Consider the following 23079-nt stretch of genomic DNA (forward strand, 5'->3'; position numbering starts at 1 on the left):
TTTGCGGATGGCAGGTTCGATATGGGGCGGGGCTATATCTCTAAGCATTCATAGGTGTGCCCTTGCGTCGTTTCCTAAGGTGAGTTATGAGTATCGGAATGCAAAACGAAATACGACGCCCCATCTGCTTCTGTGCAGATGGAAATTATGCTCGCTTTGTCGTGCCAGCAATCGAATCGATTGAGCGTGCAGATCCCGAAGGTAAATATGAGTACCACGTTATAAGTGATATGGAGATGTCCGCAGAAATCATTTCTGCGCTAAAGGTTTTTATAAGCCTTGATCGTTTGTCTTGGCATATTATTGATCCTGGACGTTATTCCGCGCTTAGAGAAGTGCACCACTTCACGCGTGCTATGTATTACCGGCTCTCAATTCCTGATGTGATAGATGCTGACATAGTATTGTATTTAGATTGCGATGTGTTAGTACGAAAGCCCTTAGCTTATCTTTTTGATCTCGACTTGACAGGCTATTACATTGCGGCAGTTGCTAATCCGTTTTTTACTCGAGATTTGGTTTCTTCGGAAGACTACTTTAATTCAGGAGTGATGGTTGTCAATTGCCGTAAGTGGAAGTCGGAGGGCGTAGCCGCTAGAGCCATAAAAATGATTGCCGAGTATGGCGACAGGCTTGATATGCCTGATCAGGATGCGTTAAACATGGTTTTTGGTGGTGGGTGGTACAGGTTAGCATTCAAATATAACTCGCAGATGTCATGTTTCCTGCGTCTTGGTGAGGGGGAAGTGCCTGCTGATATGATTTGCGATCCTATAATAGTTCACTTTTCGTCGTCTAATAAACAGTGGCACAGGTCCTGCCCATTAATCTTTGTTAAGGAATATAAGTCCCTTAGCTCTGCTTTTTTTGTAGCTAAAAGAAATACTATATTTGATGTCTTGATTAGAGTTGTAAAGGGTGGTTACTTTAAGTGGGTAAAGAAAAATCCGTTCTTCTCTCCTTGGTAGCAAGTGAATTAATTCCTTTCGCCTCGCCTTTCTATTTGGGGCAGGAGGGGCTTCTAGAGTTTCGTCCATGATAAGATTTTCAGTTGTAATTCCCGCAAAGTCGAGAGAGGGTTTGTTGCAGCGCGCGATAGATTCAGTACTCGCGTCGCCTGGCGCGGAACAGTGCGAGATAATCGTCATTGATGACTTCTCAATTCCGCCGCTTCGCCCAACCAATATGAGAGAGCAGGATGTAATTATCAGGAACTCACAATCGCGGGGCGCGGCGGTTGCGCGGAACAAAGGAATTGACTTGGCGCAAGGAGAAATTATTTACCTCTTAGATAGTGATGACTATTTTGTACAGAAGAGCTTCATTGAAGATCTTGAATGTCTTTCGCTTGATAATGTGCTTTGGTTTTCTGATGTGACTAGCGGTCGCTACAGTAGTAATTACCCGGCCTCTTTAGAGAAAGACGACTTTTTTGATGGGATTTTCTTTAAGTACCCATATATATGTCAAACGTCTTCTCTGTTCTTTAGGAGGCAATCAAAGTTTAGGTTTGATGAAGCCTTGCCGAAACACCAGGACTGGGACTTTGCATACTCGGTGCTCTGTCAGGGCGGAAGTTTGAGAAAGGGTAGGGGGAAGATTTATTTCGACAGATCAGATAAACAGTCTCTTTCAAGGATCATTGCCCCGATGAAGTCCAGGGCATGGTTTGAGAAGCTGAGGAATTTACGCTCTAATAATAAGTCTATTGACCTTGCGCAAGTCTGGTTTCACTTGTTCTGCCAGAATTTATCAGAGTGCGGTTGGAGAAGCTTTTTCCGGACTGCTTGCGCTCTATTGGTTAAGAGAAAGACTAACCTTAAGCGGGTAGCAAAAATATTCTCGCATAGAATGATCGCGCAGGTCTCAAGAAAAACCGAGGTGCAAGCATGAATTTTAGTGTTCGTCTGCCTTATGTAGGCGGCATGTCTAAAGTGAGCTTGATCTTTAGTTCTTCGCTTGTACTGCTTGCTTTATTCGGGGTTGCCTCCCCTTATGAGGAAAACACGCTGCCCGCCAATGTAATTTTTGAGGTTGTCTTTTTTGCATCGGCGCTGTTGCTCGTTAGCCGCCTTGATCGTCTTGCAATGCTTTTCTGCATATGTTCCGTGGTGTATATAACCGTTTGCTACGCGCTTATGATTTTATATAAGCCCGCGGATGCTCTGGATTTTTTTCAAGCCTACAAGTCTTTTGTATATGTAGTGCCGCTCTCGCTATTTATGGGGAAAAAACTATTTACTAGCAAAAGCTTGTCTGTTTTATTCGTTGTCCTGCTTTGCCTGTTCGCCATAAAATACGGTTACTCTCGGCTTCTGAATTTAGCTCCCCGCATGTCGGAGCGGCCTGGGTTATTTACCGAGAATAACTTCGAGCTTGTGCTGTTGATTCTGGTTTTCTATTTGGTTTCGCCGTTCCTAAAAAACAGGGTGTACTTCTTAATTGCGCTTTCTGGAGTTGTATTTCTCTCGGGCTCACGCTCGTCATTAGTTGGGCTTATTGTTGTTTGTGCATTTATTTATTTTGAAAGGTTAGACGCTAAATCTATTCTTGGGTTGATGCTGGTGTCGGTCATAACCTTTGGTGCGTTTTCAATATTCCAGCAGCGAATGGAATCGGGAGGGGGGTTGGAGTCAATTGACAGGTTTAGGTTTTTGATGGTTTTCATTGAAGAAACCGGCAGTTGGAGTTGGTACCACTATTTATTCGGGTCTCAGCCGCTTACTCCATTGTCTAGTTTTTCTTGCGGATTTCTTTCCTACTATCAAACATTGTTTAGTTATAGCGGTGATGGCAGCTGTTACTCAGTGATTTTACATTCATATCTGCTGAGGGCGATTTTCGATCATGGTGTGGCTGGGTTGGCATTCTTGCTGACCTTTGTTTATTGCGGGCTTGTGAAAGCTGGTTACCAAAAAAAACAAGTAATGTGCTGTTTTGGAGTAATTTTGGCCACCTCGCTCTCGGTTTCAGCCCTAAATAGTATTTATGTTGCTATTGCATTAGGTATTGCTTTTTCATTTAGGCCGGATGAGGCTGTATGACTCCTTTCGGTTTCTGTTGAGTCTAGTTATTTTTATCCTCCTATAGACGCGTCGATGGATGATCTGGATGCCTCATTATGATCCAGTTCATTTTGTTTAAAATTGATAGGTGTAACATGGGTGTCGAAGGGCCGTCCGGGAAGTCGTATACGTTTCTAAATCCATTCTCATATTTAATGGTTAGGAGGGCGGGGCTTCTAACTAGTATTAGTCGAGACTTCGTTGTCTCTTATGATGGCATTTCATTGTTGTGGGCACGTAATTTTTTAAGTAGTGGGGTCGTCTCGCGTGCAAGCTTTGATGATACATCAATTGCGCCCGCTGTTTTTATGTGGGCAAAGTCTCTTGAACTAAAAGTTGGCATAGTAGGATCCAGCATGGATACCATATGCCGTGCGCGTCAAATTATCTTTGAAAAGTATGGGATTGAGGTGGTCGAGTGTGTTGATGGATACTTCTCCTTAACCTCTGAGCCTGCAATCCTTAAGCGCTTTAAAGCTTGTGATCTAGTTATATGCTCTCTGGGTAGTCCAAAGCAAGAGCTATTCTTAATGAAGCTGCGTGACCAGGGCTGGGTAGGGAATGGATATACTTGTGGGGGCTATTTCGATCAGCTTGCTGCTGCTGATGGGGGGGACTATTACCCAAGGCTCATGAATAAGTTAAATTTGCGCTGGGCTTACAGGTTATACAAGGAGCCTCGTCGACTATCTAAGAGATATTTTCTGGAATATCCTTTAGGTTTGTGTGCATTTTTCCTGGATCGCGCTCGGGGAGCTTACCGAGATGATGCCGCTCGGATAGCTAATATTGTGGTTCACGACCTAGATGAAGCAATTAGTGCTCAAGTCAATACCCTTCCGGAAATTGACCGCGCTGACAAGAAGAAAGCATCTTGATGTCCCTAGCTACATCGGTATTGACAGTACGCCTCTGCATGCGACGGTTTTATACTAGATTGTGTCTTGTTTAGTGATACGGTTTCTAGTATTGCATTTACTGAACGCTCCAGGCAATTGGGCGGAAGTGTAGAGTGAGGTCACTCGTGATGACAGGGCCAATCCATTTGGAAAAGCACTTACTATATGTTTGAAGAAACATGCAGGCGGGTATTACGTCACCTAGGTCAGAAGGCCGGCGCCTGGAATCATTAACGAAAGGAAGCGCATCTTGGGCAAGACCATTCTCGTCACCGGCGGCGCCGGCTACATCGGCTCGCACACCACGCTTGCGCTGCTCGAGGCAGGCTTCGAGGTGGTGGTGCTGGACAACCTCTGCAACAGCTCGGTGGAGTCGTTGCGTCGGGTCGAGGCGATCTGCGGGCGGAGTGCGACTTTCATCCAGGGCGATGTCCGGGATGCGGCGCTGCTCGATAGGGTGTTTGCCGATCACGCCTTTGCCGCCGTGCTGCATTTTGCCGGGCTCAAGGCGGTGGGGGAGAGCGTGCGGGACCCGCTGGCCTACTATCAGAACAACCTCGCCGGCACGGTCACGCTGTGCGAGGCCATGGCCAGGGCCTCGGTGTTCGAGCTGGTGTTCAGCTCCTCGGCCACGGTGTATGGCGAGCCGACCTGCATGCCGATTTCCGAGGATTTCCCCACCGGAACGCCGACCAACCCCTATGGCCGCTCCAAGTTGATGGTGGAGCAGGTGCTACGCGATCTGGCGGCGTCCGATGCGCGCTGGCGTATCGCGCTGCTGCGCTACTTCAACCCGGTCGGCGCCCATGAGAGCGGCCTGTTGGGTGAAGACCCGAACGGCGTGCCGAACAACTTGCTGCCCTATATCGCCCAGGTGGCGGTGGGCAAGCTGGGCGAGCTCTCGGTGTTTGGCGGCGACTACCCCACGCCCGATGGCACGGGGGTGCGCGATTACATTCATGTGGTCGACCTGGCGGCCGGGCATCTCAAGGCACTGGCGGCGATCGGCCAGCGTCAGGGGGTGAGCGTGTGGAACCTGGGCACCGGCAAGGGCTACAGTGTGCTGGAGATGATCCAGGCCTTCGAGGCGGCCAGCGGGCGGCGTATCCCCTATCGGATCGTGCCACGCCGTGCCGGTGATATCGCCGAGTGCTGGGCCAATCCGGCCAGGGCTTTTCGCGAGCTGGGCTGGCAGGCCGAGCGAGGCCTGGAGGCGATGATGCGCGACACCTGGCGCTGGCAGTCGGCCAACCCGCAGGGGTTTGGCCCGGCGACGCCGGAAGCGGCAATCCGTCGGATTGCCGACGTCGCGCCTGCGTGAAAGCGCAGCGCTGGGCTACGCTTCGTTTATCCGCTTCCCGGCCGCTGGCACAGGGGATTCAGGGATTCAGGGAGGCGGGGAGGGTGTCATCGCTGTCTTGCGCTGCCCTTTTCAATTGATGAAAGGGCCGTCGTTCTTGCGCAGGGAGGCGGCCGCAGTCTTTATCTGTGAGGACGAGCGTATGAGTTTCGCCGATTCGATGGACGATCTCGAAGCCATGAATGATCCCAGGAACACCGCCCAGAGTATGGCGGCGCGGCGTGAGGCGCGGTCAGTTAAACCGCGACGGGCGCAAGCATTTTGGGCCTGGCTGTTGTCTCTAGGGTTCAGGCGCGGGCATCAGCCGCCGCCCAAGTTGTAAGGCAGGCGCCTGCAACGGGCGCGTTCTGCTATTGTCTGGCCCCCTATACCGATAGCCGCGCGCCCGCGCGCGGCACCGAGGCCGTTACGGTCTCCTTGTGGTCCTCCTGCCGTCACCCTTACTCACTGGTCCGTGCTTGATGCGCTATCTCCGCGTTGTCCCTTTTTTTGTCGTGCTGGTGGTGCTGCTGATGGCGGGCCTGCGTCCTGATCCGGTGCCGCAGGCGTTCGATCAGCAGGACAAGCTGCACCATCTGCTGGGCTTTGCCGCCTTTGCCTTCAGCCTGCGTCTGGCGTTCCCGCGCTGGGGGTTCGTCTGGATGATGGGCTTCGCCATGGCGGTGGCGCTGCTGATCGAGTTGGGGCAGGGTTTGCTGCCGCAGCGCACAGCGTCCGGCTGGGACATGCTGGCGAACATGCTGGGGGTGCTGGTCGGCTGGCTGTGCTGGGTGGTGGTGCAGCGTATTGCCGCGCAGCGGGGGTCGTTTCGGCCCTCCGGACGCGCGTTGATCGATGCGGATTCGTAGGTCGGATTAGCGCAGCGTAATCCGACGTGGCGCGGGTTCGGGTTCGGGGGTGGCGGTTGCGCTGGTGGTGGGTGAGCGTCGGTGCCCGTTCGCGAGCGAGCTCGCTCCTACAGAGTGCCCCCGTAGGTCGGATTAGCGCAGCGTAATCCGACGTGGCGTGGGCTCGGGCGCGGGCGCGGCGGTTGCCCTGGTGGTGGGTGAGCGTCGGTGCTCGTTCGCGAGCGAGCTCGCTCCTACAAAAAGCCCATAGCCCCGTAGGTCGGATTGGCGCAGCGTAATCCGACGTGGCCCGGGCGCGGGCGCGGGGGTGGCGGTTGCTCTGGTGGTGGGTGAGCGTCGGTGCTCGTTCGCGAGCAAGCTCGCTCCTACAGGGAGCTCCCCGTAGGTCGGATTAGCGCAGCGTAATCCGACGTGGCGTGGGCGTGGGCGTGGGCGTGGGCGCGGGCGCGGGGGTGGCGGTTGCTCTGGTGGTGGGTGAGCGTCGGTGCTCGTTCGCGAGCGAGCTCGCTCCTACACGTCCGTCAGGCGCGCCGGCGGTCCTTGCTGTGGCTGCCGGCGAGCACGGCGATGGCGCAGACGGCCACCAGGGTGGCGGCGTTGGCCGGGATCTGCAGGTTGAAGTCGGTGCTGGAGTGGATCAGCAGCGAGAGAATGCCCACCGCCGCGCCAAAGCCGACCCCGCTGCGGTAGATCGACTCCTGTTGCCACAGCGCCCGCAGGGCGTGGAACAGTGCCAGCAGGAGAAAGGCCGCCAGGGGCAGGGTGCCCAGCAGGCCGAATTCCACGACGAACTGGATGAAGTCGTTGTGGGCGTGATCGAAGTGCAGGCGGATGTCCTCGCCGGGGTACTTGGGGTACACCGCCTCGAAGCTGCCGGCGCCCTGGCCCACCAGGGGCTTTTCCTTGAGTAGCGGGATGGCGTAGCCGAACACGTTGTCGCGCACCTCGTTGGCCTGCTGCACCACTTCGCCGTCCACCACCACGTCGTTCAGGCGGGTGTTGACCAGCCGATCCTTGAGTCGCTCCAGGCCAAAGTACTGGCTGATGACGAGCAGGTCGATGAGGATCAGGCTGGCGAGGATCAGCCCGTTGCGCAGGCGGTTTTGCTTGTCGAGCACGACGAAGATGCCGCCGACGATCAGCAGGCTGGCAAAGAAGGCGGCGTTGCCCATGCGTGAGTGGGTCATCACCAGGGCGATGACCATGATCACCAGTGCCAGGCGCAGGCGCGCCTTGGGGCCCATCAGCAGTTCCAGCAGGCCGGTCCAGCTGAACGGGCGTCCGTCGCGCAAAGCCATCAGCAGGCCGATGCCACAGGCCAGGGTCAGCTCCAGGTAGCCCGCCAGGTGGTTGCGGTTGACGAAGGTGCCGGTGGCGTTGCCCTGGTAGCTGGTCTTGGGTGTCATCAGCAGCCATTCCACCCCGGAGAGGGTCATGAAGGCGCCCCAGAAGGCTTGCAGGGTGCCGCTGACCACCAGGGTGGCGAGCAACAGGGTCAGGCGCTTGCGGCTGGTGAACAGGGTGATGATCAGCCCGAACAGCAGGGTATAGGTGATGCCCAGCATCAGGTACTGGAAGGTGGAGCCGACGTCCACGCTCAGTCCGGCCAGCCACTGCACCGCCACCCAGCCCTGCCCCAGCGCGAGCAGCGCCAGCAACGGCCAGGCCGCTTTCAGCGAGCGGTGCTCGGCAAGCCCCCCGCCGCGTATCCGCGAGACGGCCCACAGCGCCGTCAGCCCCCCGGTGAACAACACCATCAGGCCCACCGCCCAGTCGCGATTGCTGCCCAGCGGCAGCGGTAGCCATACCAGCAGGAAGAGTGTCGCGGCGATCAGCGGCCGCTCGAAAGGCGTGGCGGAATGTGACATGGCGGGGGCTTGGATTAGGCCGGTCTGGGTGGCCGGGAATTGTAGAGGTTTCAGGCCACCGAGACCATCGGGCCGCAGGACAAGCGGCCGGCGGCGTTCGGACGGCTCGCTGGTCGAACGGCGTATAGGGGATTAGCGGCAGCCAGCCGGGATTAATGAATTTCAACCGCTCGTCGCGAGCCACCGTTCGTCCGAATCGAAAGCCCGCCGGCTCTGTCCAGTCATAAGCGGACCGGGAATGCCCGTCCGCTTATGAGGAGCTGGAGGGCCGGTCAATGCGGATGAACTACGAGAGCGATAAGAAAAAGAAACGCGCTGGCGTTGTGGCAGGTGGCGGAAGCAGAAGCATCCTGATGGCAGGTCTTGCATTGCTGGCGCTAGGCGGATGTGCCAGTCAGCAGCCGTCGGGCCAGCCGGAACCGGTGGCGCGCACCGAGGCGCTGATTCATGTGCGGCTGGTGGATGAGATCGACTACAAGCCGGGCACCCATGCGTTCGGCAAGACGCAGTGCGCCAATAACGTGTGCGTGGTCGAATTGCTGAAAAGCCATTACCCCTATTGCTTGGGCCACGAGATCCGCCACGTCTTCGAGGACAGCTGGCACGCCGGGCGGGAGTCGCTGGAGAGCTGCTGAGCCTGCCGCTTGGGCGCGCGGCAGGCTTGCCGCGCGAGCTCTGTGTGAAGCCAGCCCCTGTTCCGCCTCGCCGATGCTCGGCGGCCAGCCGCTCGCTCGCGTTCTGCTTGGCTTGCTCCTGTTTTCCCTTGATGATCGGCAATGATAGCTTTGCAAGACTGCGCTTATCGCAGCGACCTCTGCCCGAGGTGTTTCAGGCGCGCACCGTAAAGGATGACGCATGAGTCTCTCCAAGTCCTCGCCAGACCCTTCCGACTCCCAAAGGCCGCTTGCCGAAACCATTGGGCAAAAGCTCTCGGACGAAATCCTCGCCGGGCAGATCCAGCCGGGGACGCGTCTGGACGAAGTGCTGCTGGCGCGGCGCTTTGGCGTCTCGCGCACCCCGGTGCGTGAAGCCTTGCGGGCCCTCAGTGTCACGGGGCTGGTGGCGCACCGGCACAGGCGTGGCGTCTTCGTCGAGGCGATTCCCGAAGAGCGCCTGGCCGAGATGTTCGAGTACGCTGCGGAAATGGAAGCCCTGTGCGCCTACATGGCCGCCCTACGCATGACGCCTGAGCAGCGCGAAACGCTGCTCGCTCTGCACCGGGCAAGCTATGAGCATATCCATAGGGAAAACATCGAGGCCTATGCCAGCGCGAATGTCGCCCTGCACGAGGCCATTTGCCACGGCTGCAACAATCGCTACCTGATCGATGCGGCTTTGGCGGCCCGGGCCCGCGTCGTGCCGTATCGGCGTGCGCAATTTCGCATAGCGGGGCGGTTACCCGACTCCTTCGCGGAGCACGATGCACTGGTCAAGGCGTTGTTGGATGGACGTGCCCAGGAGGCCTCGCAGATGGTCCGCTCCCATCTGAGAACGTCCCATCGCATGTCGCTGCGCTATATGGCAGCGGCGCGAAGGGCCGCCTCCGCGTGACGAGATGGGGGCGAGAGGCCCGGCCCAACGATGACCTGCCTCGCATTGTGCTTCGTTCAGAAGGAGAGATTCGCCGTCGGGTCGGCCTTTGGGCATAAGCCAGGCCTGCTCGGGGGGCAGGCATGACCCGACGGCGAGACAGGCCATGGGCCTGCCCGCCGACTCGACTAGCCTCGCTGCTCCAGCGCTGCCTCGATGGGCTCTGGGAAACGAGTCGCCATGAAGCCGTGGAATTTCTCCAGCTTCGCTTCCGAAACCGGCCTGGTCGACAGCGACACGCCATAGAACACCACGGCGCTGGTCAAGAAGCCCCACATGGCCGGACCGATGCTGCCAGGGGTGTAGGCGCTCAGGCCGAACTGCAGCGCCAGCATCACCACCGTGCCCGATAGCATCGCCCAGAACGCCCCGGTCTCGCTGGCGCGCGGCCAGAACAGCGCGCCCAGCAGCGGCATCAGGAAAACCAGCGCCAGACCGACACCGATCGAGGCCAGGGGGATCAGCAGCTGTCGGCCCGCCTCGGAGAGCGAGAACAGCACGACCGCTACCACAAAGCCGACTTCGAAGCCGCGACTGGCCCTGAGCATCTGCTTGTCGCTACCCGCCGAGGCGCGCTGCCGATAGTAATCGCGGCAGTATACGGAGGACGCCGAAATGATCTGACTGTCCAGCGTCGACATGCCCGCGGCGAAGACGGCCACCACCAGCACCGCCCCCATGATCGGCAGGAAATTGGCGTAGATCAGCGGCACCAGGGCATCGGAGGAGAAGCCCTCCGGCAGCGGCAGATCCATGCCGATCGCCAGGAAGCCGATGACGGCCCCGCTGAAGGTCACCACGAACAGTGCCAGTATCGAGGCGAGTACCGAACTGGTCACCAGGGTCTTCGGCGAGTCGGCCATGTACAGGCGCTGCCACAGGTGCGGCGTCAGGATCCAGCCGAATGTCCATAGCAGCATCAGGGTGACATAGCGGCCGCCGCTGCTCTGCTCGTCAAAGGCGAACTTGCTGGGGTCGGCCGCCACTGCCGCACTCCAGCCGGTGCTCCAGCCGCCTGCCCAATGGACCATCAACGCCGCCGTGGCGATCAGCAGCGCGGCGAAGATGAAGCCCTGGATGGTGTCGGTCCAGACCACCGCCCGGCTGCCACCGAAGACCGCATACAGGGCCACGCAGATCGCCAGGCCGAAGATGCCCATCTCATAGCGGATCAACCCGCCGGAGATACTTTGCAGGGCGATCGAAATCCCCGACAGCTGGATCGCCGCATAGGGAAACAGCACCAGAATGCAGACGATTCCGGTCAGGAGGCGCAGGCGGCGGCTGTCATCGTAATAATCGGATAGCAGATCAGCTGGCGTGATGTAGCCGTACTGCTTGCCCAGCCTCCAGATGCGGGTCCCGATCAGCATCACCAGGACCGGCCCCATGGAATTGAAGAAGCCGAACAGTAGCCATTCGACGCCCGTCAGGTAGAAGGTCCCCGGGCCTCCCAGGAACGCGAAGGTACTGAACCAGGTGGCGAACAGCGTGCCGACCAGCATCACCAGATTCGTATTGCGGCCCATCAGGAACCAGTCGGTGGCATCCCCCTGCTTGTTCTTGCGGAAGGCGAAGAAGCCGATGACGAACATCAGCACCATGTAGGCGGCGATCCCGCCCAGGGTCAACAGCGTTGTCGAAGTCATGCGTCGTTTCCTGCGCTCAGCGGTCGTCTTTGTTCATTTCCGAGTCCGCCCAGGGGCGGGCGCGGCGCAGATAGAAGACCCAGGCGAACAGGCAGTTGGAGGTGAACACCACATAGGAATAGAAAATGGTGCCGGGCAGGATATTGCCGACCATCTGCGCACTGTTGCCGATGCCTATGAACAAGGGGAGCAAGGTGAGCACCACATTGGCCATGGCCCAGCCGAACATCAGCTTTCCGAAGCGGCTGCGTGGCACGATCCCCAGCAGAGGGGCGCATGTCTTGTAGGAGGGCATTGCCCGATCGACCGGCGGCCGTACCGCCGACATCGCACTGGATTTCTGCATGCTGACCTCTCGTGTTCAGTAGAAGGAGGGAAGGGGGCGAGGAGTCTCCTCCCGGTCAACGGAGACGGGCTCGGTACTTGACGCAGGCGGCGCGTCGTTGAGGAATCGCGCGGGTGGCTGAGGGGTCCGATCGACATGCAACCTGAACAGGTCGAAGCGGTTGTAGCCGCCGGATATATCGTGGAACTGCTTGGGCTCTATGCAGGCGTTGAGGTCGATATCGACATAGGCGATGGTCTCCTCGTTGTCGTCGGTACCGCCGATACGGTTTCCCGCCGGGTCCAGCACCATCGAGACGCCACGCGGCGTCGCTTGCAGCAGTTCGTGCACGGACGGGTCACCGCCGGCGACCTGCTCGATGATCTCGTCGGTCAGGCAGCCCGATACCACCACATTGAACACCTTGGCTTCGAATGAATGCGCCGCCGCGCGGATGCGGATGGCTTCCGCCAGGTTGTAGTTCGTCGCGTCCCGCGGATCGCGCGTCGGCCAGGCCGGGGGATAGGTGGAGATGTGCAACTGCTCGCCCTGGGCGATCAGCGCATAGCGGGCCAGCGGATTGGTGTTCTCTCCGCAGATGAGCGCTCCGATACGGCCGATCTCGGTGTCCACCACCTCCAGGCCGGCGGCGTCGCCGGGCGCCCAGACGAGCTTTTCGTAATAGGTCGGCACGATCTTGCGGCGGTGGTTGAGCAGGCGCCCATCGCGGCCGTACAGCGCATTGCTGTTCCAGATGCAGCCGACACTGGCTGCGGTGCCCTCGTTGAAGCCCATGGACACGAAGATATTGGAGCGCCGGGCAGCCGCAGCGATCTGGGCCATCTCCGGCCCGTCGATCTTCGGACTGTTCTGCGCCAGACGCACGAAATAGTCATGGTTGTAGATCGGAGCGCGGATCGCCGCCCATAGTGGAAACGCCGGGATATAGGTTTCCGGAAAAACCACCATATCGGCCCCGGCCTTGGCAGCCTCGTCGATGACGCTGCAGGCTTTTGCGGTAGTGGCGGCCGCATCCAGAAAGACGGGGGCGACTTGGGCAAGCCCAACCTTGAGTTTTGCCAGGCTCATAAGCTCTCCATATCTGGTCCATTGAAAAATGGAGAGCTGCGATATTCATGCCAAATTCAAGTTATTGATAACTATACAACTTCCTGGATGCCCTTGCTGATAGGCGGCACAGTTGAGGTCCCTCTAGCGAGGGTTGCACGAACTTGGTGCGCTTTTGGCGATCCTGTATACATGAGTTGCTGCTTAATAGCCGAGGAGGCCAGGCTGAATACCAGCGCTCCGACGTGCGGTTGCGGAACTACGAGAGCGATAAGAAAAAGAAAAGCGCTGGCGTTATGGCCGGTGGCAGAAGCAGAAGCTTGGGCCGCGAACCGCCTCGCCGATGTCGCCGGCCGCTCTAGCTCGCGTTCCTCTTGCTTGCTCAAACTGCGCGGCTACCGATGTGTTGGAAGCGCCCTTGCGGCGCTTTTTTTTGTGATTGATGTCGCATTTTCAGGGGTTCGGAGCCTGCTGACGAGCGGTCATCAAGAAGCGATTCCGCCTACCGATAGCCATGATCACAGGCCCTTGATGAAGGGGGTCGGTAATATTTTGACAATTAATCCCCTGTGATTTATAAGGCTACGCCGCTGTGATCGGATCACCCAAAAGGTGACGCCGATCACAGCGAAAAACCTTGCTTTTACCCCTCTCGAGAAAAACGACCTTAGTTCTCTTTGATTCTCCTGCCGTGTGGGTGGGCTTCGGCCGGCCTGAAAAAGCTGTGATGTAAAAACAAACACTTAGCGACAACAACGAACATTCCCAACCAGCCCATGTAGTCAGGGGTTTTATGCCATATACGGATGCGCCTTCCAGAACCTTGTTCTGCGCCCTCGGTTTTGCTCTTCTCACCACCAGCAGTCTGGTCAGCGCCGCGGATATCGTGGACGCAACAGCCAGCCAGGCCGCTCAGGCCAGCGTGATGGTCAGTCAGGTGAGCTTCAGCGGTAACCGGACCTTCACGGCCGATCAACTCAGCGCGTTGATCGCCCATGACATCGGTCGGCCCATGACGCTGAAGGACATGAGAGACCTCGCCGAAAAGATCCAGCAGCACTACCACGCGTCCGGCTACCGGCTGGTCAAGGTGGTCGTGCCGGTTCAGGACTTCGCCAATCAGCAAGCCCTGCAGCTGGTGGTGATGGAAGGCTGGCTCGGCAACATCAAGGTCATCGGCAACCAGCGCTACAGTGACGAACGCGTCGCCGCCGCCTTGCGCGCCACGGGCGTGGTGGAATCCGAGACCTTCGCGCTGGAGTCGGTGGAGCGGGCCCTGACCCGGCTGAACCGGCAGTCCGGTATCGAGGTGCGGTCGACGCTGCAGCCGGGCGAGGAAACCGGGTCCACCGACCTGATCGTCGAGGTCGAAGAAGCGCCGCGCATCCAGGGCGCCATCGAGGCCAACAACTATGGCAACGAAACCACTGGCGAGCACCGTCTGATTCCCAGTATCCGCCTGGCCAACCTGACCGGCCGGGGCGATGAGCTCAACGCGCTGGCGATGACGTCCATCGGCCAGGGCGATGTGAGCTTCCAGTACATCGACTACGCCGTCCCGGTCAACGCCCTGGGCACCAAGGCCCGCGCCTATTATTCCCAAGGCAACGTCACCGTGGGCCGCGAGTTCCGCGTGCTGGATATCGAGGGCGACAATCGCAGCTGGGGCCTGGGCGTGTCCCACGATTACATCCGTTCGGCCCGCAACATCTACAGCGTGGAAGGCTGGCTGGAGTCGCAGGACCTCGAGCAGAAAATGCTCGGCATCGTCTCCTCGGAAGACCAGATCCGCAAGCTGCGCCTGCGTTTCGGCCTGGACAGGACCGACCTGTACGGCCGCACCCTGGGCTCGCTCGACCTGCACCAGGGGCTTGGCGAGATGCTGGGGGGTATGGATGACGAGTCGTCGCTGTCCAGCCGCAGCTATGCCCGCGCCGACAACAGCTTCACCAAGCTGTCTTTCGACTTGGTCCGCCTGCAGCGCCTGTCCCCGCGAGTGGTGATGATTCCGCGTCTGTATGGCCAGTACGCGTTCGACTCGCTGGTCTCCAGTGAGCAGTGGGCCATCGGTGGTATCACCTCGGTTGCCGGCCATCCCTCTTCGGTCTACTCCGGCGATCACGGTTTCACCGCCAGCCTTGAAGGACGTTATTCACTGTTCAGCGATAACGACCGCTATCAACTGTTCTCCCGCCTGGATCACGGGCAGGTTTACATCAAGCAGCCCTTCATCGATCAGGACGACAGCCAGGACCTGACCGGCGTCACCTTCGGCCTGCAGGCTCGCCCGCTCGACAGCGTTGACCTGCGTCTGGACTGGGCCCTGCCGATCGGTGACAAGACCGACAAAAGCTCTTATCTCCACGCTCAGCTGCGCTACCGCTTCTGATCCGACCGACTCCCACTCTTAGGGCAAGCATTCATGGCTCGTAAAAGCAAATCTCGCAAGAACAACGGACGTCAATCGGTCATCACGGCGGTGTCGGTTTCGCTGCTGGGCTGCGGTTCGGCGGCAGTCGCCGGTCCGACCGGTGGCGTCGTGGTGGGCGGTAACGCGACCATCGATACCAGTGCACTGAACAGCACTGTCATCAACCAGTCGAGCGCCAAGGCGGTGATCAACTGGAACGACTTCAGCATCTCGGCGGGCGAGCTTGTTCGCTTCGTCCAGAGCCACGGTAACCAGGCCGTCACGCTGAACCGCGTAGTCAGCGATCAGATGTCCAATATCCAGGGCGCGCTGGTTGCCGATGGCAACATCTTCCTGATCAACCCCAACGGCATCCTCTTCGGCGCCAACGCCACGGTCGACGTGGCGGGCCTGCTGGCCACCACGCTGGATGTGAACCCTGACGCCTTCATGAACGGCGACAGCCTGTCGTTCGACTCGGTCATCGGCAAAACCCACGCCTCGGTGGAAAACCGTGGCCGGCTGCAGGTGGGCGATGGCGGTTTCGTCTATCTGGTCGCGCCGAAGGTGGACAACTCCGGCCATATCATCGCCAACGTTGGCCGGGTGACCATGGCCGCGGGGGATCGTTTCAATGTCGATCTGAGCGGTTCGGGCCTGGTCAACTTCAATGTCTCGGCCGACGCGCTGGGCAGTGCCGCCACTGAACTGCAGAGGACCGGCGTCAATAACCGCGGCAAGATCACGGCGCAGAGCGTATTGCTGGCCGGTAACGAGGCCAGCGGCCTGATGTCGTCGGTGGTCAATAACAGCGGTGTCATCGAGGCGACCTCGCTGGACATCAGCGCAGCCGGGATTGCGCTGAGCGCCGGCACCGGGATCGGCGACAACCAGGGCAGGATCGTTGCCGGCGAGGCCACTCTGACCGCCACCGATACCCTTACCACCCAGGCCGGCAGCAGCCTCCGCGCCGGCACGCTGAACCTGGAAACGACTGCCGAAGGTGCCTCGATCGGCCAGGAAGGCAACGCGCTGCGGGTCGATGCCGACGTACTGAACGCTCGGGCCAATAACGGCCACGTGATCATTACCGACGTCGCCGGCGGGGTCGCCCTGGGTGAAATCAGCACCGGTAACAAGGACGCCGACCACCAGCGTCGGGTGATCCTGCGCAGCGAGGGTGGAAGCCTGACCTCCGCCGATCCGAGCAAGGTCAACGTCACCGGCTGGGCGGCCAACCTCGAGGCCGACGGGGCCATCGGCAGCGCGGTCCATGGGATCACCACCAATATCGACGTACTCAGTGCCTCGACCCAGAACGGCGGTATCCATATCGAAGATCAGCAGGGAGAACTGCTGGTCGGTACCGTGACTGCACGCGAGTCTGTGATGATCAATGGCGCGCCCAACGCAGTGGCGGCCATGAGCAACGCCGAAGGCAATATTGTGCTCACCAATGGCAGTGCGGGCACCATGGACGTCACCCTTCGTTCGAAGGGCGACATGTTCCTTTCGGGCTCGGTATCCACCGGCAACGGCCTGACGCTCTCTTCCGAGCAGGGCAGCCTGTACAACGCTGGCGATGCCTCGCGGTTGGTGGGCAAGACCATCAATCTGGACGCGGGCAAAGGCATCGCCCTGGCCGACCGGCCTATGCAGGTGGAGAGCGAAATCCTCAATGCCCAGGCCAGGGACGGTGGCGTCCACCTGAGGGAAGGAATGGGGGTGGCTGTTGGCAGCGTCATCGCCAGCGGTACGGATAACGATGTTTCCATCACCGCCGAGCAAGGCGATATCCGCCTTGGCAGCGTCGTCGCGGACGGCGGGACGGTGAGCGTCACCAGCAGCAACGGGTTCATCCTGGACGATAACGGCAACGCTCTCAACGTGCGCGCCGAAGAGCTGACGATGCGCGCCAACAACGCCATCGGCACCTCGGCGAACAGCATCGAGACGTCCGTGGGCAAGATCACCGCGGAAACGCTGACTGGCTCGGCCGGTCTCTACCTGAGCAATAATCGCGCCCTGAGCAGCCTGAACGCCGCCACGGTCGGGGGTGATGCCAGGGTCGACGTGCCCGGCGGGCAGTTCTTCTTCAATCGAAGCAACAGCCAGTTGTCTTTCTCCGGCCCGGGTGGCCTGGACCTGTGGTTCGCCAACAACGGCGGCAGCATTGTGGTTCAAGCCATGAACCTGGGCGCCGACAAGAGCCTTTCGCTGAGCAGTCTGAACAATATCACCCAGGGCGGCCCGGGGGCGCTGGTCGCCCAAGACGTGACGCTTACCGCAGGCGGCAACATTGGCGCGCTCGGCAGCGCACTGCGCACCGGCACCCAGAACCTGGTGATGACCAGCCGCACCGGCACCATCAATGTCGACAACCTCAATGCCGGCCCGCTCAGGCTTACCGCATCGGCCAACGGCACCCAGGGTGCCGTGACCCTGAAGCAGCACGGTGACCTGATCGTCGACTCGGTGATGGCCAAGGCCGCGGTGGACCTGAGCGCGGGCGGCCTGCTCCTGGCCGGCTCTACGCCCAGCGGCGTGAACGTGACTGCCGGCTCGATGAAGCTCGAGGGTGCTGCGATCGGCGCGGATGGCCAGCCATTCGTGTCCAGCGTCGCCGGCCCGGTCACCCTGAGCAGCCAGGGCGACATCCACCTGGCCAACACGGGCGCGATCAGCCTGCTGAATGCCACGGCGGGCGGCCGCATGCTGGTCAGCAACAGTGGTGACGTGGGCGTTGGCCGGCTCGAAGCGGGCCAGTCGATCAAGTTCGATATCAGCGGTGCGGCCAGCGATGCCAACGGCGGCGGCATCAATTTTATCGCCTCCGGCCTGGAGGTCGCCAGCCGCGCGTTCGGTACCAAGGACGAGGCGCTTGAGCTGCATGTCCAGAGTCTGACCATCGATACGGTCAGTGGCGGCATCTATGCGACCAACCTGGGCGGCCAGCCGCTGGCGCTGGTCCGCGCCACCACGGGCGGAACCGGCAGCGATATCCGCATCGAAAACGCAGGCGACATCGGCCTGGGCGTGGTCAACGCCAGTGGCAACAATGTTGTTCTCAGCAGCGGCGGCGCGATTGAAGATGCCCGTGCGCCGGGTGTCAGCGCCCCCAACGTCAGTGCCCGCTCGCTGGATATCAGCGGTGCCGGCGGCGTCGGCATGCAGGGCGATCTGTCGCTGGACGTCAGCTTCCTCTCTGCCGCGGGCGGTTCCACGGGGGTGAAGGCGGCCAACGCCGGTGCCATCGCGGTGGACAGCACCTCGCTGAGCGGCAAGGGGCACAGCGAAATCTCCATCATCGCCACTGACATCACCGTGCTGAACGGCAATGGCGGCACCATCACCATGGAGGGCGGTCGGCTGACCATGACCGCCACCACGGGCAATATCGTCTTTCTCAACCAGAACGACACCATCTACCTGCCAGGTGGCGGCAGCATCACCCTGACGGCGATGGGCAAGTCGGAGCTGGACGGCTACAACGGCGCCATTGTCGCCGGCAACCTGAGAACCGACGGGGGAGATATCCGTCTGCAGGCCGAGTCGAACATCACCATCGGCATGCTCGACGCCGGCAATGCCGGTAACGTCTCGGTGCTGTCGCGCAATGGTGTCATCATCGACGGCAACGGCAGCAGGGAAAACATTCGCGGCAATATCGTCACCCTGGAGGCCAGCACGCCCACGCGCCGGGATGCCGAGCTTTCCCGCGATACCGCGATCGCCGACTTTTCGGCCAAGGGCGCGGAGGCCAACGCCAAGCAGTTCGACCTGGGAATCCTTATCCAGCAGCTCCAGGCCTACGAGAACCAGCTGTCCAACGCGCTGTCGCAGAAGCAGCAGGCTGCCCTGAGCGAATGGATCATTCAGCGCGACACCGACTCGCTGGAGTCCAGGGTGAACACCGCGCAGAATGTGGTCGACGGCCTGAATACGGCGCTCAAGGCACTGTCGCTGGTGCGCAACGCGGCGGAATTCGTCTCTGGCGCGGCGCAGGCCATCCCGTTCTCGGGGGATGGTGGTACCGGTGCGGTCGCCGCCTCGCTGAACGTGGCGGTGTCGGTGGCGGAGCTGGCGCTGGACAGTTATGAGCGCTATTCGCTTGGCCCGATGGCTTCGGATCTCGACGCCCTCTACAACATGCTCGACGTGGCCAAGGCGCTGCACGGCGATGCCAATACCAACCTGAACATGGCCCAGGTCCTGCGCGACACGGTCATGACGTCCAAGCAGATGGCTGACCTGGCGGTGTTCAAGGCGAACACCGCACGCGACGCCAGCGAGCAGATCCGTCGCCAGGCGGTGTACGCCTACGACCTGAACAAGGACATCGACAGCTCTGCCGCCAAGCCGCTGGGTATTTCGGCCAACCAACTGAACGTCAATTCCAACGGCACGCTGAATACCAGCCTCTATCTGGAAACCCAGGGGCATCTGGGGCTGGGCAATATCACTGTGGCCGTGGGCCAAGAGATCATTGCCAAGGCCGCGCAGGATCTGAATGTCGTTGGCACTGTCAGCAGCGATACCTTCATCGGCCTGCAGGCCGGCGGCGCCATTCAAGGCGCGGGCGGCTCGCTGGTTACCCCTGATCTGCAGTTGCGGGCCGGCCAAGGCATCGGCACCCAGCAAGCTGTCCAGACGCAGGTGGACCGTCTGGCCGCCGCCGCGGGTCATGGCGGCGTCAACATCGTCAACCGCAACCAGGGCGCGGCCTTGACCGTCGCCGCGCTAGGCGATGTGCAAGGTGTATCCGGTGCCGGTCATATCCGCCTGGATACTGACGGCTCGCTGGTCCTCAACCAACTGGTCAAGGACACCAGCGCGCTGCATACCGTCACGCTGAACAGCGGAGACGATATCGTCGATGGCAACGGCCAGGAGCGTAACGTCGAAGCCGCGCGGCTGGTGGTGAATGCCAAGGGCAATGTCGAACTCGACACGGAAGTCGCCGAGCTGGAGGCCCGCATCAGCGGCAAGGGTGACTTCACCCTGCGCGAAGCGAGCGACCTGCTGGCCCGCGACGTATCGCTGAGCGATGGCGACCTCGTCATCGACGCCGCCGGCCATCTGACCGTGGGCAGCCTGACGGCCGACGCGGTCAGCCTGACCGCGGGCGGCCGTATCGACGACGACCAGGATAACGCCACGCTGATCGTGGCCGACAAGCTGGCACTGAAGTCCCTGCAGTCCATCGGTGCCACCGGGGCCTATGGCCAGCGTGCGCTGGATACTCAGGTCAACAGCCTGACGGCGCTTGCCAGTGGTGAGATCAATATTGCCGAGCAGGACGACCTGAAGGTCATCCGCGTCGAGACCGATCACGGCAACGTCACCCTGAGCAGTGCCCAGGGCTCGCTCGACATCGACAGCGTTTCCACCGGGGCCGATACCATCAGCGTGATCGCCGCCCAGGGGATCAACAACGTCCGCGAGGATGAAGCCGCCAACCTGACGGCTGCCAACCTGGCGATGAGGGCCGGTACCGGGATCGGTGCGGGCAAGGCGCTGAATGTCAGCGTCCAGAACCTCGAAGCCGAAGGCGGCAATGGTGGCGTCCGGGTCACGGACCTCGACGGCGACCTGCGTATCGGCGGGGTGACTCCCAACCTTGGCGCGCCCGCGCTGCACGGCGTGCGGGCAACCGCTGGCGATATCGAGGTGCGCACCCGCGAGGGCGCGCTGAGCGTGGCCGAGGCCGTCGTCAATGAGGGCAGCGGCAACATCGTCCTTGGAGCCGCTGGCGCGATCACTCTGGACCAGGCCGTGATCGGCCAGGCGAACATCGCTGTGACGGCAGGGGGTGATTTGCAGCAGAACGCCAACCTGCTGACCGAGGCGGGCGACATCCGCGTCGCGGCGGGTGGTCAGCTGTCGATGGCTGCCGCTACGCTCACCAGCGTCACAGACACCGGTGATGTGTCCTATCTGGCAGGCGGCGACCTGCAGGTCAGCCAGATCGAGGCCGCTCGGGGCGAGGTGCAACTGGGTGCGACCGGAGGGGCGATCAGTGGGCATGGCAACGGCGCCCAGCACGTGGTCGGCCAGTCGCTGATGGCGACCGCGGCAAGCGGTATCGGTAGCATGGTCAGCGTGCTGAAAACCCGCGTCGACAGCATCATCGCGACGCTGACCGGCGCGGGTGACATCCACATCGCTGAAGCCGATTCGGTGCGCCTGGCTCAGGTCAGCAACGCCAAGGGTTCGGTGGCGATCCACGCTGCGGGTGATCTGACCGCTGAGTCGGTCCAGGCGACTGCCGTCGAGCTGGTATCGAGCGGTAACCTGGTCACCGCCGATGGCGGCCTGATCCAGGCCGATGATCTCGAGGTTCGCGCGGTCAATGGCGTGGATATCCGTACTCGGGCGAATTCGGTGACCGCGTCTGTGACCGGCACCGGTGATCTGCGTATCAGCGAAACCGGGGCCGCGACCCTCGCGGCCCTCTCGACGGCCGATGGCAACATCCATGTCGACGCTGCCGGACGCCTCGCCGTGGACAGCGTGCAGGCCGCAACCGGCACGGTGACCCTGAACTCCGGCGACGCCATCGTCAGCCAGCGTTCGGCAACCACACCGGCGGACGCCATCGTCGGCAGCCGCATCACGCTCACCGCTGCAGCCGGTATCGGCAATGGCGAAGGGGGTGCGCTGGATGTCGCGGCCGATCGCCTCACGGCGATCAGCGGCAACGGCGACGTACGCCTGAGCCAGTCCAAGGCGGTCATGCTCGATACCCTGGTGGCGAGCAATGGCAACCTCGATGTCAGGGTGCTGCAGGGCAACGCCACGCTGGGTACTGTCGAGGCCGGTGGCGACGCCAGCCTGCGGGTAAACGAAGGGGCCTTGCTGGATGACGGCGATGCCGGCACGCGTATCGCCGCGCGTCACCTCGAGCTGTTCGCGGCCGACGGCGTCGGCCATCCCGGAGCGGCGCTGCAGACCCGGGCGGCTACCCTGACGGCGCAGGTCTCCCGCCAGGGCGATATCGTGATAGACGAACTGGACGGATTGGCTAGCCTGACGGCAAGCACTGCCGCAGGGAACGTCAGCCTGCGCAGCGCGAGCGGCGACATTGGGGTCAACCGCGTCGAGGCGGCCGGCCATGGCGTAAGCCTCCTTGCCGAAACGGGTGCCATTCGTGACGCGCTGAGCGGGACGGCCAACAACATCACGGCGGATCGCCTGGTGGTGAAGGCTGCACAAGGCATCGGCCTGCCGTCCAACGCGCTGGACGTTACCGTCGGGAGCCTCGCGGCGTCGGGCGGCAAGGGTGGGGTGTACATCAATAGCCTGTCGGCCGACACGCTTAGCCTCGACTCGGTCGATGGCGGTGCGGCACTTGAGGCAACGGGTGGCAACATCCTGCTGACCACGGCCGGTGCGCTCGAGGTTGCCGACGCTGTCCGCAACAGCGGTGGCGGCAATGTTCGTCTGGACGCTGGCGGCAGCATCAGCCAGGAAAGCGATATCGTTGCGACGGGAGCGGGCAACGTGGCGCTACGAAGTGGCGACCGCATCATCATGGGCGATGCGAAAACCACTACCGGTAGCGGCAACATCAGTTATCAGGCCAAGACTTCGCTGGCAATCAGTGAAATCGAAACCAATAACAAGGTGGGCGGTGGCCGCGTGACCTTCATTGCGCCGCAAATCATAGACAATATGCCGGGTGTGGCCAACGTCAAGGGCTGGGTGGTTGATCTTGATTCGCGTTCGGCGAGTACTCCGCTGATCAGGGAGCTGCTCGGCGAGACGGCGGATGCCGCGCTGGTACGTCTGGATTACCGTCCCATCGGCGGCAATCTGGCGGAAAGCCGCCGCTTCATGGAGGCCTTGTTCCGGCCGGCGCAGGGTTTGAGCGCCGCGGTTGTCGGAGCGGGTCCGTTGACCGGTCGCGATATGGTTACTGGCCCTGCCTTCGCTGAAAATGCCGACGGCGAGATGGTCTACAACAAGCGATAAGCATTCGCGCGGCAAAGGAGAAA

General features: G+C 60.6%; 14 protein-coding genes. 10 read left to right on the top strand and 4 right to left on the bottom strand.

Going from position 1 to position 23079, the window contains the following annotated elements:
• Positions 1-86 precede the first annotated feature (86 nt).
• From ACFOMF_RS12315 to ACFOMF_RS12340, 6 genes are all read left to right on the top strand, one after another.
• Positions 87-968, top strand: a complete 882-nt coding sequence (locus ACFOMF_RS12315; protein WP_386365207.1) for a glycosyltransferase family 8 protein — start codon at positions 87-89, stop codon at positions 966-968.
• Positions 969-1035: 67 nt separating this feature from the next.
• Positions 1036-1893, top strand: coding sequence for a glycosyltransferase family 2 protein (locus ACFOMF_RS12320; protein ID WP_386365209.1), 858 nt, complete (start codon positions 1036-1038; stop codon positions 1891-1893).
• Positions 1890-3044, top strand: coding sequence for a hypothetical protein (locus ACFOMF_RS12325; protein WP_386365211.1), 1155 nt, complete (start codon positions 1890-1892; stop codon positions 3042-3044). Before ACFOMF_RS12320 ends, ACFOMF_RS12325 begins: the two co-directional genes overlap by 4 nt.
• 77 nt (positions 3045-3121) lie before the next feature.
• The gene (locus ACFOMF_RS12330) at positions 3122-3943 is read left to right on the top strand and encodes a WecB/TagA/CpsF family glycosyltransferase (protein WP_386365213.1); all 822 of its coding nucleotides are present in this window, start codon (positions 3122-3124) and stop codon (positions 3941-3943) included.
• Positions 3944-4214: 271 nt separating this feature from the next.
• The gene (gene galE, locus ACFOMF_RS12335) at positions 4215-5285 is read left to right on the top strand and encodes a UDP-glucose 4-epimerase GalE (RefSeq protein WP_386365215.1); all 1071 of its coding nucleotides are present in this window, start codon (positions 4215-4217) and stop codon (positions 5283-5285) included.
• A 500-nt stretch (positions 5286-5785) separates the two neighbouring features.
• Positions 5786-6172, top strand: coding sequence for a VanZ family protein (locus ACFOMF_RS12340; RefSeq protein ID WP_386365216.1), 387 nt, complete (start codon positions 5786-5788; stop codon positions 6170-6172).
• Between the two features lie 521 nt (positions 6173-6693).
• Here the strand turns inward: ACFOMF_RS12340 and ACFOMF_RS12345 are convergent.
• Positions 6694-8040, bottom strand: a complete 1347-nt coding sequence (locus ACFOMF_RS12345; protein WP_386365218.1) for an O-antigen ligase family protein — start codon at positions 8038-8040, stop codon at positions 6694-6696.
• Positions 8041-8393: 353 nt separating this feature from the next.
• On the opposite strand from ACFOMF_RS12345, the gene ACFOMF_RS12350 reads away from it, so the two are divergent.
• Positions 8394-8675 (top strand): hypothetical protein, encoded by a 282-nt coding sequence (locus tag ACFOMF_RS12350; protein ID WP_386365220.1) that lies wholly within the window; start codon positions 8394-8396, stop codon positions 8673-8675.
• Between the two features lie 220 nt (positions 8676-8895).
• Positions 8896-9591: a GntR family transcriptional regulator gene (locus tag ACFOMF_RS12355; protein ID WP_386365222.1), complete on the top strand. Its 696-nt coding sequence runs from the start codon at positions 8896-8898 to the stop codon at positions 9589-9591.
• A 167-nt stretch (positions 9592-9758) separates the two neighbouring features.
• Here ACFOMF_RS12355 and ACFOMF_RS12360 read toward each other — a convergent pair whose 3' ends face one another.
• The 3 genes from ACFOMF_RS12360 to ACFOMF_RS12370 are packed head-to-tail and all read right to left on the bottom strand — an operon-like array spanning position 9759 to position 12693.
• Complete coding sequence (locus tag ACFOMF_RS12360; protein WP_386365224.1) at positions 9759-11279, bottom strand: sodium:solute symporter family protein; 1521 nt, start codon at positions 11277-11279, stop codon at positions 9759-9761.
• 16 nt (positions 11280-11295) lie between these two features.
• Positions 11296-11625 (bottom strand): hypothetical protein, encoded by a 330-nt coding sequence (locus ACFOMF_RS12365; RefSeq protein WP_386365226.1) that lies wholly within the window; start codon positions 11623-11625, stop codon positions 11296-11298.
• A 15-nt stretch (positions 11626-11640) separates the two neighbouring features.
• Positions 11641-12693, bottom strand: coding sequence for a carbon-nitrogen hydrolase family protein (locus ACFOMF_RS12370; protein WP_386365228.1), 1053 nt, complete (start codon positions 12691-12693; stop codon positions 11641-11643).
• Between the two features lie 865 nt (positions 12694-13558).
• Here ACFOMF_RS12370 and ACFOMF_RS12375 point away from each other — a divergent pair.
• A complete protein-coding gene (locus ACFOMF_RS12375) occupies positions 13559-15061 on the top strand; it encodes a ShlB/FhaC/HecB family hemolysin secretion/activation protein (protein WP_386365230.1) in 1503 nt (500 codons plus the stop codon).
• Between the two features lie 33 nt (positions 15062-15094).
• Positions 15095-23056 carry a two-partner secretion domain-containing protein gene (locus ACFOMF_RS12380; RefSeq protein WP_386365231.1) on the top strand — a complete coding sequence of 2654 codons (7962 nt, stop codon included), beginning with the start codon at positions 15095-15097 and terminating at the stop codon, positions 23054-23056.
• Positions 23057-23079 lie beyond the last annotated feature (23 nt).

Source organism: Stutzerimonas tarimensis (assembly GCF_042648805.1).
Taxonomy (GTDB): Bacteria; Pseudomonadota; Gammaproteobacteria; order Pseudomonadales; family Pseudomonadaceae; genus Azomonas; species Azomonas tarimensis.